Below are 17,567 nucleotides of genomic sequence, written 5' to 3'. Positions count from 1 at the left end.
CTTATTTAGTTACTAATAGCAGCTTACCTTCGTAAGTAGCCACTATATAACCAAGCCCGGCAGCGGTTTTACATGGCTGCAGGTAACCTATCTCCTGAAAATTCAAATGCGGATTTATCCAATACTCGGGCATGGCAAACTGTTTTGCTGCTTTATCGTAATGCATAGCAACCAGGCCCAGGGCATCATACTTACCTTCGTACGGTACTACACCCCAAAAGTTGCCATTAAGTAAAAAATCATTTTGGTTATTATTAAGCGGCGTTATTGACAGTATTGGCGCTTGCTGATATAAGTATGGCAATGCGGTAACAGTTTTAGCATGCAAAATATCGCTTATAAATATGCTTTTGAACTGGTTGGCAACTAAACGGCCGCTATCGGTAAGTTTATCTTTAAATATCTCTTCGGTGGTTTTGTCGGCCATTTTCTGGAAGCTTAAAAACTCTTTTTTGATATAAGGCAGTTCCTGTTCAAGATCATTTTTTGGCCTAAAGGGGTAGTATTTCCCTTTAAAAAAGTAAGATACGATCAGGTCATTTTTACCGTCTCCGTCCAAATCGTTATTATAGCCGTATAGTGGTTGCTGATGGTTAACATTATACTTGCTGTTTTCGCCCCAGTTACCCGCAAGCAGGTCGGCCTTACCATCGCCGTCTATATCCGCTATAACCGCAGATTGCCACCATCCCCTTTCATCTTCTAATAAGGTTGATGAGAATTTGACCAGCTTGTTATTTTTATTTAAAAATATCTGTACCGGGTTCCATTCGGAACTTACTACAATATCGGCCTTACCATTACGGTCGATATCTGTTGCAGTAATATTAGTTACGTAATTAATACCTGTAAGTTGTGCGTAAGCAGCCTTAGGTGCTAAAGCGAAGTTACCATCGCCTTTGTTTAGCATTACAACAGATGTAGCTGGTTGGGTATAATTGGTAAATGATACACTACTGCTTAAAAAAATGTCGTTTTTGCCATCGCCATCAAAATCATAAACAAATATTTTTGATAGTAATGAATTGGCTTTCGGCAATGCTTTGTATTCAAATTTAAAATTGCCTTTGTTTATGTAAAGGCGGGGTTCAATTCGTTTCCCCGGTTCGGCAAAGGGATGGTTAGCACTTATCACTATCAAGTCGGGCAATCCATCATTGTTGATGTCGGCCCATTGCGCTTGCGTATCGCCTGTATCTTTAAAAGGCGTAAAGGCATCAACTGCAACTTTTGTGAAGTTGCCGCTTTTTGTGCCCTGCAAAATATATTTTTCGCCGCCCGCTATATTACCTATGTAAATATCGTCTATACCATCGTTATTGGCATCGCCGACGGCTACAGCGGCAGTATGTGGCAAATAAGTATGCGGTAAAAGATTTGAGTAATTAAAATCGGGGGTTTCGTATACCGCAACATCAGCTATTTTGGTGGTTTTCACCTCTACACTATTCAGCTGTTTTTTATTATCGATATAACTATTTATAAGGCCTGCAACATCAGTAGTGGTTTGTGCCTGGCTTTTGTTATAGGTTATTACAGTTTGCTTGTTAAGAACAAAGTTTTTTATAACCTGGTAAGTGTTATCAGGCCAAAGCACCATCAATTCAACCGGTTTATCGTTGGGCAAAAAGGTGAACTGCACATTTAAACCCTGCGTACTTTCAAAAGCTGTACTGGTTTGTATCTCCTGATGATCTATCTGCTGTAACGATCTCAGGAAAAATTTTGTTCCTATGCCATCGCGGTTAGCAGCAGTATATTTCACGCTAAACTTAAGGTAAGCAGGCTTTTTGTCTTTCTGCTTTTCCATCGTAAGGTTTTGGTAGATAAATGCCGGCTCATCCATATTATTGGTGACCAATTCCATATCGCCGTCATTATCCAGATCTACTGCTACTGAGCCTGATGATATGGAAGCATTACCCATATCGTTCCCTACTGATACATCGTTAAACTTTAAATCGCCGGTACCGTGATACAGATAGTTATGCACCTGCCCATCGGGCATCAGGTTTATTTTTTCCCTGTCGAAAAAACGGCTGGTTTTAAAATCCTTTATCACGTTCGGATCGCCAAGATATTTCAGGTAATCCATGTCGTTTAAGCGCTTTTTTATCCCGTTAGAAAAGAACATGTCCTTACGACCATCCATATCATAATCATTCACCAACGGCGACCAAGTCCAATCCGTTGCCGACATACCCGCGTACAAGCTTATATCAACAAACTTTTTACCATTACCAACATTAAGCTGTAGGCTGTTTTTTGAGTATTGGTAATAATAACCTGCATTTACCTCCTGATTATAAATATCCAAAGGTTCATCGTTTATGGTTGACCTAAGCGCTTTTATATCCTCGGGTAACATATCCGTACTGATCACATCCAGGTGCCCATCTTTATTTACATCGGCGAGTGTATTACCCATCGAGAATAAGCTGGTATGGCCAAAGGCTGATCTTAACTCTTCCTTGAAAGTACCGTCGTGCTGATTTAAGTAATAGTAATCCTGCTCAAAAAAATCATTACTTACATAAATATCATCCCAACCATCGTTATTTAAATCGCCTACACTAACACCCAGCCCGTAACCTATTGGTGCAGCATATATGCCCGATGTTGTGGTAACATCGATAAAATGCCCGCCGTCGTTCCTAAACAAATGGTCGCCGGCATCGTGGCTTACCTTGGTGCGCAAAGTCGAGTCACCGTAAGTATCATTACTATGTACAGACGACGTAAGCAGGAACATATCGAGGTCGCCATCCTTATCATAATCAAAAAATGAAGCCTGTGTAGAAAAACCTGAAAAATCCAGCCCATACTTAGCCGCCGACTCTGTAAAAGTCATATTTCCGTTGTTAATAAACAGCTGGTTTTTACCTTTAAAGCCTTTGTAGTTAGCTACTACGCTTAAGTAAATATCTTTATAACCGTCGCCATTTACATCTACTACAGTTACACCAGTCTTCCAGTTACCGGTACCGGCCATCCCCGCCTTTTCAGTAACATCTTCAAACTTTAAGCCGCCCTTGTTTAAGTATAATTTATTAGAGCCCTGGTTAGATACAAAGTAAATATCCTGTAAACCATCGTTATTAAAATCGGCTGTTGCTACACCGGCACCATTATAAAAATATAGGTAATCAAGTATATTAACAGAGTCGGTAGCTATGTTTTTATTTACAAAATCTACGTGACTTTCCTGGGCGGGTAGCAGTTTAAATATACCATCGCCGGGCAGTTTTGATTTGCACGCACCCAATAAAGCACACACTGCCATTAACAGGCAGCAAATTTTTGAATATTTGTAAAAGTTATAGTTTAGCATGTTAAGCTTAACGTAGTTTATAAGCCTTAAGCTTGTCATCATTTATACCAAACAGGTAGTATTTTTTGCCTGCGCTGTTCTTTATCATCAACGATGAGCGTACCTGTGCATTTAATTTAATACCGCTTTTAGCAGGTGAAATATACATAAACCCCTTACTTGTATATTTATAAATTTGTCCGTAGCTGGCATCTAAACGCCCTACTTCGGGTTTAAAGCCGTAAAAGTTGCCCGCTAAAAATATAGATGGTTTGCCGGTATTATCAAAATCATCGCACAATATAGTGCCCACATTAGATAGTTGCGCATTATATGGGAACGGTTGAATGGTAAAATTTGTGTTACCGCTATTTATAAACACTGCCGATGCCAGATAATTCATTTCGTGCTGTTCGGCACCTGCTAAATCTTCATCTGAAAATACCTGGTTAAACGGCTTACCCGCATAATCGGTATACTTTAAGTATTTCTTTTTAAGTATTGGCATCTGGCCAACCAAATCTGGTTTCATATGAAAAACGTAGGCTGTATGGTCTGTACGGTAAATAGATGTGATACATTCTTTGGTGCCATTTTTATCAAAATCCTTAACGTATATCTTCATTGGTTCTTTTTCTGTCGCCCTGAATTTTGAATTTAGGCCAATGTTACCCGCCAGGATATCTAATTTACCATCGCCATTTATATCGGCAATTTGTAAACTGCCCCACCAACCTTTATAATTATCCAACTGCTTATCATAGCTAAATTTACCTTTACTGTTTTTGTATATTTTAATACCCATCCAGTTACCCGCAACTACCAGATCAGGGTAGCCATTGTTATCCAGATCTGCCCATTGAGCTGCGGTTACCATGCCCAGCTTGTTATCTTTACCCAAAATTTGTGCAGATACATCTGTAAAGTTACCATGCCCATCATTATGCAAAACATACGATGATGGCGAGGCTCCATAAGTGCCGGGAACGCTGCGCCCGCCTATAAATAGATCGGGGTGGCCGTCTTTATCATAATCGCAGGCCTGTATTACTGATGCATTAACGGCTATGCGTATAGCCTTTTGCGCGTTGCGGTGTAAATTACCCTTGCCGTCGTTTTCGTAAAACCGCGGATAATAAATATTGGTTCCATCTTCGTCGGCATTGCCACCAACACCAATAATAAGATCCTGATCGCCGTCGCCGTCGAAATCGCCAAAAGCTGCTCCTGCATTTTCCAAGTATGTTTGTTTAGCTAAGTCATCGGGGATATATTGTTTAAAGTGTCCGTTTTTTTGCTGGATATAGATAGCCGCAGGAGAATCTTTAGAATTGCCAAAATAAAAATCGTCTAACCCATCGTTATTAATATCGCCCTTTGCCATATACGGGTTTTCTGTCGATAGCATTTGCAGCATCAGGCGTTCGTTATCAAAGTCTATGAAGCTGTCTTCCGTATGTTTTGGTATCGAATCAAAAAGCGTTTGCTCAGTTTCTACAAAAATAGGTGCTACAGGTTTGTGTGTAAAATCATAGGTTATCTTAGCATCAGTAATGTTAACGGTGTAAACTTTGTTAGGCTTAACATTTTTTAATACCTGGTACTTACCCCCGGGCCATATCACCTTTAGCGAGTCCACAACTTTAGTTTTACCCAAACCAATAGTAATTAAATTTGGAGATGTACTGCTTTGGAAACCCCTTGTTGGCTGCTGGTAATACACAAAGCTGCTGCCTTTAGCAAAGGCTTTAATGGTTGCACCAACCCCAAAGTGGTTAAGCCCTGTTCCCTGCAGTTTAACTTGAATATAGCTGTTGTGCAGCTTTTCGGCATTGCTTTTATAAATAAATAACGGTGTATTTACATTATTTACAACAAGATCGTTATCTCCATCGCCGTCCAGATCGCCGTAGGCAGCACCATTGCTAAACGATGGCTGATCTAACCCAAAGTCGTGAACCTTGTTAGTAAACGTTAGGTCGTGGTTATTTGAATAGGCGTAATTAACCAATGGTGTAGAAACCATTTTGTTGGTAAAATCTTTATAATCAAAAGTTCGCTTTTGGGCAATTTTATCCATGTTTTCCCTGTTGCCCAAAAATTCAATGTAGTCCTGATCGGTCAGATCTTTATATATACCGTTTGATACAAAAATATCTTTCCAGCCATCGTTATCCATATCAAAAAATAGCGCCCCCCAACTCCAGTCTGTTGCGCTTACTCCCGCTTTAAACGCCACTTCAGAGAAAGTGCCGTCGCCATTATTTAGCTGCAGGCAATTTTGCATAAACTGGTTAAAATAACCATCATGCTGTTTTAATTTGATCACATCAAACGATTCAAATGATGTCATTTGCTTTAACCGCTTATCACCCTCAGGCAACATCTCGGTGGTAAAAATGTCAAAATTGCCGTCATTGTTAATATCAGCAATATCAGAACCCATTGATGCAAGGCTCAAATGGCCGGTTTCGTTTTGTATATCTTCTTTAAAAGTACCGTTATGCTGATTGATGTAAAGATAATCGCGCTCAAAAAAATCATTAGATACATACATATCAGGATATCCATCGTTATTAACATCGCATACAGATACCCCAAGCCCAAAGCCTATATCGCTCGAAAATATACCAGCCTGCCCGGTTACATTCACAAAATGCCCGCCATCGTTACGGTATAAACGTGCACCGCCCAATGGGTCGACCACGGCCCGTAAATTTTTATTAAAATCAAATGAGCCTATCGGCCTAAACGAGTTGTTTAGTATAAAACAATCAAGGTCGCCGTCGTTATCGTAATCAAAAAATATAGATTGGGTAGACAGGCCATTATCAACCAGGCCGTATTTCTCTGCCTCTTCTTTAAATGTACCGTTGTGTTGGTTTATAAAAAGTTCATTCCCTTTACGGTCAATTATATTACCGCTATGGCACACATAAATATCAAGCCAGCCGTCGCCATTTATATCAACCATCGTGACGCCTGTGCTCCAATACTTGGTGCCTTTTACCCCTGCTTTTGGGGTAATATCTTCAAATTGCCAGTTGCCCTTATTTAAGTATAGCTGGTTACCCCCCTGGTTTGAGGTTAGGTAAATATCATTTAAGCCATCGTTATTAATATCGCCAATAGCTACGCCACCACCGTTGTAATAATTACGAAATGTAAAGACGTTGGTACGGTCCTGCTCGTTTAATTTATTTACGAAATTAACACCAAGCTTACTATTATCCTGAATAGTAAATAATGGATTTTGCACCGTATCCTTATGGCACGACGTTAATATGCTTAAAAGGATGAAAAGCGATAATAGTTTAAATATTTTAGGCATTTGCAGGGGTTACAAAAAACAAACGTAGCGAATTTCTTCGCTACGTTTAAAATCAAATATAACTAATTGAAACCTGTTTAATTAATAACCTGGGTTTTGTTTTAAGTTAGGGTTAGTATCAACCGCACGTTGTGGGATTGGATACAAAGTACGTGTTTTATCAGATGCATTAGGACGCTGATCAACCGGATCGTTGAATTTTTCGAAACGGATCTGGTCATTTCTTCTCCAGCCTTCCCAGTACAATTCACGGCCTCTTTCGGCAAGCAGACTTACCGGAGTAACTGATGTTGCCGGAGCTGCACCACGTGGTGTACGAATTGCATTAACCAATTGCAATGCAGTTTGGCCCATTGGGTCGGTACCGCCACGCATAATAGCTTCTGCTTTTTCTAATACAACATCTGCATAACGTAAGATGACGTAATCGTTTGCTGAGTTATCGTCATTAACTGTATTATTTGCAGATGGCTGAGGGAAGTATTTAAATACGCGGATACCTTGTGCTTCTGTAGAGAAGTTTAGGTTAACATTAGGTGTAAACACCAATGGTTGACCGCCACGCTGTTTTAACGCAACACCACCCGGGCCATATTGCTGGCCTACAGCAAAACCTGCCCTTAAACCAATTTTATCTGTTAAGCCTGGGTAAGCTACACCTTTACGCTCATCACCACTTTCAAAAGAGTTATAAAAGTCGGCAAGTGTAGTAAAGCCATTCCAGCCATCAGGTGTTTGGTTGTAATGCAAGCCCATTCTCCAGCGGTTTTTTGCTGATGCAGGTGCGCTTGTTGTTGAATTTGCAAAACCAAAAATATTACCTTTAGATTGTTCGGTGTTATCCCATGCAAAATCCTGGAAGTATTTACCTGCCGGCTCTAAAGTATAACCAGCAGCAGTTACTTTATTGGCATATTCTATAACCTTATCCATATCTGCTTTTGCAAAAGTGAACGGGCCACCAACGGTAGCTGATGTATATACAGCTTTGTTTAGGTATACCTTGGCTAACAATGCCTGTGCAGCTGCTTTATTAGCAACGCCAATGCTTGCTGTTGGGCTACCTGCCAGTAAGTTTGCTTCTGCAAACTCCAGATCTTTAATGATAAATGCGGTGGCTTCAGGTCTCGACATTACTGTTGGTATTGAAGTTACCGAACCAGCCGGGTCACGGAATGGTGCCTGTCCGTAAAGATCCACTATCTGAAACATAAAATATGCACGCAGAAAGCTTGCCTCTGCTTTAATTTTATTATCAGTAGCCTTCGTAATTACCTGTGTTGCACGAAATACACCAATATTCAACTGATCCCAGGTATCATTTACCTGGTTGTGTGTTGCAGTCCAGGTGTGCGTATGCAGTTTACGCCATGTACCAAAATCACCCCAGTCGGTACCACGTGTTGGGCCCATCATTTCATCTGTTGGGTGCTCTTGCAAAGCGTAAGTATTCGCTTGATCTGTTTGCCCATAAAGTTGCGAATAAACACCGTTTAAATCTGCTGAACTCGATGGAGCGTTTGGATCAACCAATGACTTTGAGCCATAAAGCTTCTCGTCTAATTTTGCACAGCCTGCGGCAGTTAGAAGCACTAATCCGCACACAACTGCTCTTGTAGCTATTTTTTTCATACTAATATTTTATTTAAAAACTTGCGTTTAATCCTAATGTAAAAATACGTGCTTTTGGATATGATGTATAATCAATACCTCGTGAAGCAACATCGTTTCTTGATTTATCTGTATTAACCTCCGGATCTAAACCACTATAGCTGGTGATCAGGAACAGGTTTTGGCCTGTTAAAGATACCCTTAATGATTTAAATGTAGCACCTTTAACCGGGAATGTATAACCTACAGTTGCGTTGCTTAGTCTTAAGAAATCTCCTTTCTCTAAGAAACGGGTTGATACTTCACCAGAGTTAAGCGGGCTTTCGTTGGTTGCAGCTACTTCTTTAGTTACGTTACGACCGCTTACAAGGTTGCCTTTATAGAAGAAAGCATTTGCAGTGTTATTGTAAATTTGGAAACCTGTTGCAGCGTTTAAGAAAAAGCTCAGGTTCCAGTTACCATAATTAAAGTTGTTGGTTAAACCAGCGGTAAATTTAGGGTTAGGGCTACCTTGTATGGTCAGTACGTCAATACCCTGAGGGTAGATACCGAAACCATTAGCATCTAAACCAGCGTAGTTTGGTACATTAAAGCTGAAAAGCGGATAGCCATTAGCAATAATTTGCGCATAAGCACCAGATAAACCTTGACCATCAATGTTACCTGTTACGATGCTACGACCAACAAAGTTTTCTACACTGCTTTTGATCAGGGTCATGTTATAACCAATATCCCAGGTAAATTTATTGCCTTTAACAGCTGCATAGTTTAATGTAACCTCGACACCTTTATTATTTACTTTTGCAGGCAGGTTAACATATATCCTTGATGACAAAGATGGCTGCGCAATATCCTGGAAGAATAAAAGGTCTTTAATTGACTTGTTAAAATAATCTACTGTACCGCTTAAACGACCTGCAAGTATAGTGAAGTCTAAACCTGCACCATAAGTGGTATTGGTTTGCCATTTAAGGTTAGGGTTACCCTGATATAACTGAGCAACCGAAGTACCCGGGAAGTTCTGCTGTTGCTGAACATCTAAAGAGGCGTAAGACGGAATTTCCTGGTAACCAGTTTGGCCGTAGTTTAAACGTAAGCCCAAATCTTCAAAGAAACCTGCTTTAGGCATAAAGCTTTCATTGCTGATGCGCCATTTAGCTGCCAAAGCCGGGAAGTTACCATATTTGTTATTTGCACCAAAACGGGTTGAACCATCACGGCGAATTGTACCGGTTAAGATGTAACGATCTTTATAAGAATAGTTAACACGTGCAAAATACGATTGCAACCTGTAGCTTGATGTATCACCTACCGGGTAAGGCAAGTGTGTTTTAAAGTCGTTGTAATCTTTTACTAAAACCCCCGGTTGTGAAGTACCGAAACCAAATTCATTACGGTTTAATGTTTTAAATGTTTGGTAAGAGTAACCTACTAACGCGGTTAACGAGCTGTTATCTTTCCACTTCTTATCATAGTTTACAGTATGCTCAGTAGTATAGTTCCTGATCTGGTTGTACTGATAGATGCCTGTACCATTACCTGTTGGTGAAGGGAAGTTTACTTGCCTAATACCAATAGCATCGGTGTAACCAACTATTTTAGGGTCATAAAAAGTTTTTCTTAAACCGTTTGATATATCAGCACCAATATTGCCTTTGTATGATAAGCCTTCAGCTAATCTTAAGGTCATTGATAAGTTATTCAAGTAGCGGTTAATGTTATCCCTGTCATCAATTTGTTTTAACAACGATACCGGGTTACGGAAGCTGTTACCATTTGGATAACCATCAGAATTGTAACCGTTTAAGTTAAAAAATCTTCCTTTATCATCATAAACAGGGGCTGTAGGGTTTAACTGCAATGCAGCACCAACCAAACTACCGTTAAAACCTGCGTTATTAGTAATAGGAGCAAACTGATCTTTAACATTTGAAAAAGATGATTGCAGATCGAATCTTAAACGCTCGCCAAAAAATGCCTGTGATGCATTGATACGTGCATTTAGACGTTTTAGTGCAGAGTTTTGAACTATACCTTGTTGGTCGTCATAACCAATTGAAGCACGGTAGTTACCGCCAGAGTTGCTTGCGCCACCAAAACCTAAGTTATAGTTTTGAGATACTGCAGTGCGGTAAATTTGTTTTTGCCAATCGGTGTTACCTCCGTAATCAACACCACCTGCTGATGATGGACCAGCATTAGCGCCTACACTTGCCACCGCTTTTAAAAATTCATCGCGGTTTAACAAATCGTAACGTTTAGCAGTATTGGCAATACTTGTATTTGCAGAAAACTGGATGCCCTGACCTTTACGGCCTTTACGGGTAGTAATTAAAATAACACCATTAGCACCACGTGAACCGTAGATTGCTGCAGATGATGCATCTTTTAATATACTAATGTTTTCGATGTCATTTGGATTAAGGAATGATAATGGGTTACGTGCAGATGAACTACCGGCACCAACGCCATAGCCACCAGATGCAGCACCACCATTATCTAAAGGAATACCATCAACAACATAAAGCGGGCCATCACCAGCACGGATAGAACCTGCACCACGGATGTTTACAGTTGCACCTGCACCAGGCTCGCCACTTGAAGGGGTTACCTGTACACCAGCAATACGGCCTTGTAATAACTGGTCAGGAGTAGCAATAACCCCCTTGTTAAAATCTTTTTGGCCTACTGATGATACCGAACCCGTAGCATCGCGCACGCGCTGGGTACCGTAACCAATTACTACAACCTCGTTAAGGCTGGTACTGGCCGATTCCATAGTAACACTTAATGATGTTTGGCCATCAAGTGTAACTGTAGTTGACTTGTAGCCGATGTAGGTTAAGGTAAGACTGGTAGTGTTGGCAGGTACAGATAATCTGAATGTACCATCAACGCTTGTTAGCGTACCGTTACCGCCGGCAGCGCCTACAGATACACCTATTAAAGGCGACCCGTCTTTTTTGTCAGTCACTTTACCTGTTATCACTTTATTTTGAGCTAATGCCGGCTCAACAAAAAGGCAGGTTAAAGCAAGAAAACATAATGCGAGTAAGTGTTTAAATTGCATAGTTTGTGGTTTAATTAAAAATTGGTTATATAAAGGTCTTTAATACTTCTAAATGTTTCCGGTTAAACTTACTTGCGTAAAATCAACAATTCAGTTTTTTACAGCAGGGTTAACCCGGGTTTAAATAAAGTAAACTTAAGTATCGGTTATAAATTGGTTTATGGCCTTAAGGCTCAAAATACAAAGCGCTAAACTTATTAAACACTTTTATATCTATACAAAGATGTGTGTCCTGCGCTTTATTCCCTATTAGTTTTAGTTATTTTCAAAAAAATATACGATTTTATTTTAATAAATAACTTAAAATCAGATAGTTAAATAAAATATACCCCTAAAAAATATAAGCGTTTTTTACCTTTTTTTATCTGATAATGGTTAAAATAGTACATTAAAAAGTTTTTAAAGTATGCAATTGCGGCGCTTGCATTGCTAAATTAATCAAGTGTATTTACAGCCTTAATGTCCATAATACACTGTTCAAATAGTTCGGGGTTTTTAGACTTGGCTTTGATACGCATTTTGTATACATAAATAGTATTTACCGAGTATTCTAATATTTTGGCGATAGTTTCATTATCATCAATACCCATGCGTATCAGTGCAAATATGCGCAAGTCTGTATTTAGCACTTCGTTTTCGTGGGGCCATATTTGATCTTTCTCTTCAAACTGGGAATTGAATACCGAAATAAAGTTGGGGAATATCTTTAAAAAAATGTGGTCGAAGCTGTAATAAAGTGCTTCACGCTCCTTTTTGATATTAATACCATTAATAATAAGCCTTATATCATCGTACTTTTTAATGGATAGTTTGGTATCTACTGACATTTTCAGCTTTTCGAGCTTTAAAATATAGCTTGATATGATCTTAAAAAACTGCCCTATATATTCTTCTTTAATATGCGCATCCTCGCTAAGGCGGTGATTGATCTCTTTTAGCTGTACGTTCTGCTCTTCAATTATCTTCTCTTTATGCTTAAGCTTGCCTAATTGCTTATATATCATTATTAAAAACAATATAACTAACGATGCCAGCGCTGTGATGGCGAGCAGGTAAACTATTATCCGGTTTTTTTCGCTCTCCGAGTGATTCAACTCTTCGGCGGCTATTAATGGCAGTATCGCCCCTATTTGTATTTTACGCTGCCGGGCTCCATAAAAATCGGCATCCGCCTTAGCCAATTGTATAAAAGTGTAAGCATCTTTTATATTGCCAGATTTGTATAACTGTTCGGCAAGTGAGAATAGTGCAACCGTTTCTTTAGTAGACGACTTTATATCGGCAATGGCCGATTGTATCAATAAGTTTATACCACTCTCCTTGTCATCGCTGTTAATATAAATTTGCCCTAACGAACACGTAATCATGGCGCGCAGATGCATAGATATTGGCGCATTGGCAGCTATTAGCTTATTAAGTTCCTGCGAGCCACTAAAATTATCATTACTTGCAATATGCTTTAAGCCTTTAAAGTATATTTCGTCAACCGAGCCGGGCTTACTTACAGTAATTGCCGAGTCGATATAAGTAAGAGCTGCTTTTATATAATCGGGCGTAAAATATTTATCGCTGTTATACTTGGCTAAATCGCTGTTGCAACGATACATAATAAAGTAATACTCTACCTTCATCGAGTCGGTAAGCATTTTTACGTTTACCATGCGCATGCTATCGAAGGTCTCCTTGAACATACCCGACGAAAGCAAAATAAAACCAAGCTTAATCTGGCTGTAATACGCCCTCGCCATATCGTTCATGGATAGGCTTATGTTTTTAAGCTTGTTTACATACACATAGGCCGAATCGTACTGGTAAGATTTATATTCGTCGTACAACTTAAGGGATACATCGTACTGCCTCGAGTAATCTGTTTTTGAAAGGCTGTGCTGTAGCTGTTTTAGCTTTTGAATACGCGCCTTTTTTGCATTATCGTATATGTTTTTCCTGGCTATCTCTGTTTTTAGTACGGTAAGCAGGCTGTCGGTATTATCAGCTTTAAGTGCTGATGGAAATACCAAAAACAGAATAAATATACACCGCAAAAATAGTCTCATATAGTGGTTACAAACAGGGGCGAAAGTTAATAACTATAAATTAAACCAAAAAAATCCCGTTAAGGAACAATAATAATCGAAGTTGGAAAATATTGTCCAACAACCTCATACGCGTAATTTTCGGTAGGTTTAATTTTAGATTAACAGGTAAATCTTCCTGATTGTAATATTACTAATTATCCGTCGAAATTATAATAAAGCCAACATTATTACCAAAACCTTAAAAAAAAAGCCTGTGGCTTATAAATAAGCTACAGGCTAATATAAGTTCACTTAAAATTCTTTAAAACTAATAGCTAATACTAAACTGGTTGCTATCGTTCTTTAATACCATGCTTTTTATCTTTTCACCTTCTACAGGGTTCGAAAAACCGGTAGGGTCAAACCTTGATATAGGTACCAGCAATGCCTGAAAATCATTAACTACCTGGCTAGACTTACCGTTAAGTTTAGTCGCCAAATTATCGGCAAAGCCATGCAGCATTAGTTTTATGGTGTTGAATTTCGATTTTGCCGCCCCTTCTGCCTTGCCAAAGGTGATCAGCTTTTTAGCCGGATCATAGCTAATTGTTCTTTTGTAAAAGTCACCTTTTTCATAGTCAAAGCTTTCTCCGTCGTCTTCATAATAAACAAACTTGTTGTTAATATCGCCCTTATAAACATGTAAATACAAGGTATCAGTAGGCTTTTCTATAGTGGTTTGTATTAACGATTGCATCGGTATAATACTGCTTTCTTTAACATAGACAGGTAATTTTGCCATACCCAGGTCCATTGCTACTTTTTGATTGCCTTGCTGCACCTCGCCGCTATACAAATTATACCATTTGCCTGCCGGGAAATATAGTTTACCATAATTGGTTACTCCATCAAACGCAAAAACCAAAAACGAGCCGCCAAACATATACTGGTTTTCGTAAAGCCCGTTATACACGTTTTCATCGTGTGTATAATCAATAGTTAACGATCGCATAACCGGTTTACCTGTTTGGGTAGCCTCGTAAAAGGTAGAATACAGGTAAGGCAGTAATTTATAACGCAGGTTAATGTAATTACGGGTTATCTCTAAAACCTCTTCTCCGTATGCCCATGGCTCGGATGCTTTTGAATTGATACCCGAGTGGTTACGGAAATATGGGTTGAAAGCACCGATCTGCATCCACCTGGCATATAGTGATGGCGATGCACCGCCGGTAAAGCCTCCTACATCCATCCCCGTGAACGGTACACCGCTTAAACCAAGACTATTTAATAACCTTACGCCTAATAGCATGTGGTCATTTTCGGCACGGTTATCTCCTGTCCACATAGCTGCATAGCGCTGCAAACCTGCATAGCCCGACCGGGTTAAAATAAAAGGGCGCTTATTATCACGTGCAGCTTTATACCCCTCATAGCTCGACCGTATCATCTCTAAACCATACACATTATGTATTTGCGGATGGGAGGCTATCTTACCCTCATAATTAAACAATATATTATCCGGTGCTTTTTGCCCCCATGTCGAAAATTCGTTCATATCATTCCATATACCGCTTATGCCCTGGCTTGCATACTGCTTAAGCTCGCTACCCCACCATGCGCGGCCTTTTGGGTTAGTAAAATCAGGAAAGTTGCACCAGCCGGGCCAAACTTGCCCAGTATAATTAGTACTATCAGGATACTTTGCAAAAATGTTTTCTTTTAATCCTCTGTCGTAAACACCGTAGCCAGGCTCCACCTTAATACCGGGGTCTACAATTAAAGTAACTTTAAAGCCCATTGCATTTAGCTTTTTAGTCATGCCTTGCGGATCGGGGAAACGGTCCTTATTCCACGAAAACACCTTGTAGGCATCCATGTAGTGTATATCTAAGGTGATGCCGTCTGCAGGTATCTTTTTCTCGCGCAGGGTTTCAGCTATGCGGAAAACCTCTGCCTGTGGGTAATAGCTATAACGGTTTTGCTGATAGCCCAGGCTCCAAAGCGGCGGCATTTTCATACGGCCCGTAAGGCTGGTGTACGATGTAATGATATCTGCTAAACGCTTATGATAAATAAGGTAATAATTCATTTCGCCGCCCTTAGCGCCGAAACTGGAGAACCTATTGTTACTGGCACCAAAATTAAAATCGCTTTGCCAGGTGTTATCCATAAATATACCGTAGTTAACATTATGGTGCACACCTATATAAAACGGTATGGTAGAGTATATGGGGTCCTGCCCGGTTGTATATGCATAGGTATCGCTGTTCCAGTTGGTGTAGGCATTGCCTTTACGGTCCAACGGGCCTGTTTTTTCGCCGAGGCCAATAAAATGCTCACCATCCTGCATTTTTTTGTAAGTGGTCACCGATTCGTTTACCCATGAAGTTGTTAATCCCGGCTCGTCCTGGTTAATTACCTCGCCCGCTAAATTGCTAAAAGTTATTTGATACGGGTTTTTGCGGATGTTTACCCTAAGCGAGTCGGTTGTAAGGTTTATCTCATCGTTATTTTGGGTAACACTTACTTTGGTAGTTACGGGCTGTGCAATAACGGCATAGGAGAAATCTTCGCCCAACTCCTTTTTATCCATACGCACCCTTATAATGTTGGGGCTGTAAACCATTAGCTTTACAAAAGCATTTTCGGTAGTGATGGCAATTTCCTGGTTGTTAATCGTTACACCTGTAACCTTGCCTACTTTTTTAACCGGGCTTTGGGCAAATACAGGCTGTGTAACAGCAATAAAAGTTACAGCAATAAGGCAGCGTTTAATACAGTTCATTTTGTAATAATGGTTTATCAAATTATTAAATGCGTATTGGTATTACATTTAACTTTGTACAAAAGCCGGTTTTAGCCTTCGTATATTTTTGATGAAATTATAACAGTTTTACTGCGCAGCCTATCTTTTAAAAAGTTTATTGATTTTTTATAATACAAAAACCGCTAAATTGACCTGCATTAAGGGTTTTTTGGAAAATAGTGTTAAAAAAATATAATGCTTTATTATAAGTAGTTGGCCTGTTTTATTGATAATTAGCTAACACCAAAACATTATTAGTTATAGGCGATATCTTCTGTAAGCCTTTTAAAAAGCCAAGACCCACAACAAAACTAAAACCGGCAACTATACCACCCATCTCCTGCACCAATTGGCTGGTTGCCGTAACTGTGCCTCCCGTTGCTAAAAGGTCGTCGTGTATTAATATCCTGTCGCCGGGTTTAAAGGCATCAGTGTGTATTTCAATAGTGGCGGTGCCATATTCTAATTCGTATACCTTTTGTTTAATGGCATGGGGCAGCTTACCAGCCTTACGCACAGGTATAAAAGGGACACCTAAGCGGGTAGCTAAGGTTAATCCGAATAAAAACCCGCGGCTTTCTACCCCCGCAACAGCATCAATGGCGATATCTTTCAACCCCTCGGCAAAGGCGTCCACAATGTTTTGGCACAAAGCCGGGTCTTTTAAAATAGGTGTGATATCTTTAAATACAATACCCGGTTTCGGGAAATCGTGCACATCGCGAATAGCGCTCTTTATTTGCTGCTCTATCATTTAAAACTTAAATAAGGCTCAATTTTACGCAAAATTCCATCATCAATAATGGCAATATTTTGCAAGTCGGAGATATTAGTATACTCGCCATGCTGTTTGCGATATTCAATTATGGCGTTTACCTGTTTATAATTTAAGTAAGGCATCAGCCTTAGCTTATCAAAAGTAATAGTGTTAATGTTTACTTTACGGATGCGTGAGGGGTTAACTTTTAGCTGGTCTTTTATTTCGTTATATTTCAACTCATCAAGGCCATATACTTCTTTTAGCTGTTCTTTATTTACAAAGCCGCCTAATCTTTCGCGGTAGTAAATAATACGTTTGGCAAATGAGGGGCCTATGCCCACCACCCTTGTAAGCCCGGCCGAATCTGCCGAATTAAGCTCAACCACAATATTTGTTTTAAATGGCGCGGCTTTCCCTGTACCTGCTTTGTTACTTGCACCTGTTTTAACGTTAGCCTTGTTAGCATTATTTAACTGCGCTATAGCCGCATTAAACTCATTAGGGTTTATTGTATTATCTTTGCGCAGGCTTTGGTAAATATATGGCGCAGCCAATACCAAAGTTATCAATACCAGCAGCACAGTAATTCCGTTCCACTCCTTTTTGGTAAGTGACATGTAGTTTTTGATGCGCGCTTTCATAACAATACCCTAATAGGGGG

8 protein-coding genes are annotated in these 17,567 nt (G+C 39.7%); all 8 read right to left on the bottom strand.

The annotated features are described in order from the left end of the window. Position 1: 1 nt before the first annotated feature. The gene (locus FFF34_001350; GenBank protein ID TSD66075.1) at positions 2 to 3,373 is read right to left on the bottom strand and encodes a VCBS repeat-containing protein; all 3,372 of its coding nucleotides are present in this window, start codon (positions 3,371 to 3,373) and stop codon (positions 2 to 4) included. Continuing rightward, positions 3,339 to 6,641: a hypothetical protein gene (locus FFF34_001345; GenBank protein ID TSD66074.1), complete on the bottom strand. Its 3,303-nt coding sequence runs from the start codon at positions 6,639 to 6,641 to the stop codon at positions 3,339 to 3,341. Before FFF34_001345 ends, FFF34_001350 begins: the two co-directional genes overlap by 35 nt. A gap of 81 nt (positions 6,642 to 6,722) precedes the next feature. Further along, positions 6,723 to 8,273: a RagB/SusD family nutrient uptake outer membrane protein gene (locus FFF34_001340; protein TSD66073.1), complete on the bottom strand. Its 1,551-nt coding sequence runs from the start codon at positions 8,271 to 8,273 to the stop codon at positions 6,723 to 6,725. 13 nt (positions 8,274 to 8,286) lie between these two features. Next, entirely contained in the window at positions 8,287 to 11,322 is a 3,036-nt protein-coding gene (locus tag FFF34_001335) for a SusC/RagA family TonB-linked outer membrane protein (GenBank protein TSD66072.1), read from the bottom strand. A gap of 434 nt (positions 11,323 to 11,756) precedes the next feature. After that, entirely contained in the window at positions 11,757 to 13,376 is a 1,620-nt protein-coding gene (locus tag FFF34_001330; GenBank protein ID TSD66071.1) for a tetratricopeptide repeat protein, read from the bottom strand. Between the two features lie 289 nt (positions 13,377 to 13,665). Continuing rightward, entirely contained in the window at positions 13,666 to 16,125 is a 2,460-nt protein-coding gene (locus FFF34_001325) for a glycoside hydrolase family 31 protein (protein TSD66070.1), read from the bottom strand. A 244-nt stretch (positions 16,126 to 16,369) separates the two neighbouring features. Beyond that, the gene (locus FFF34_001320) at positions 16,370 to 16,900 is read right to left on the bottom strand and encodes an adenine phosphoribosyltransferase (protein ID TSD66069.1); all 531 of its coding nucleotides are present in this window, start codon (positions 16,898 to 16,900) and stop codon (positions 16,370 to 16,372) included. Beyond that, positions 16,897 to 17,547, bottom strand: a complete 651-nt coding sequence (locus FFF34_001315) for a hypothetical protein (GenBank protein TSD66068.1) — start codon at positions 17,545 to 17,547, stop codon at positions 16,897 to 16,899. Before FFF34_001315 ends, FFF34_001320 begins: the two co-directional genes overlap by 4 nt. Positions 17,548 to 17,567: the final 20 nt, after the last annotated feature.

The organism is Inquilinus sp. KBS0705, assembly GCA_005938025.2.
GTDB lineage: Bacteria > Bacteroidota > Bacteroidia > Sphingobacteriales > Sphingobacteriaceae > Mucilaginibacter.
This window is presented reverse-complemented; position numbering and strand designations above follow the sequence as displayed.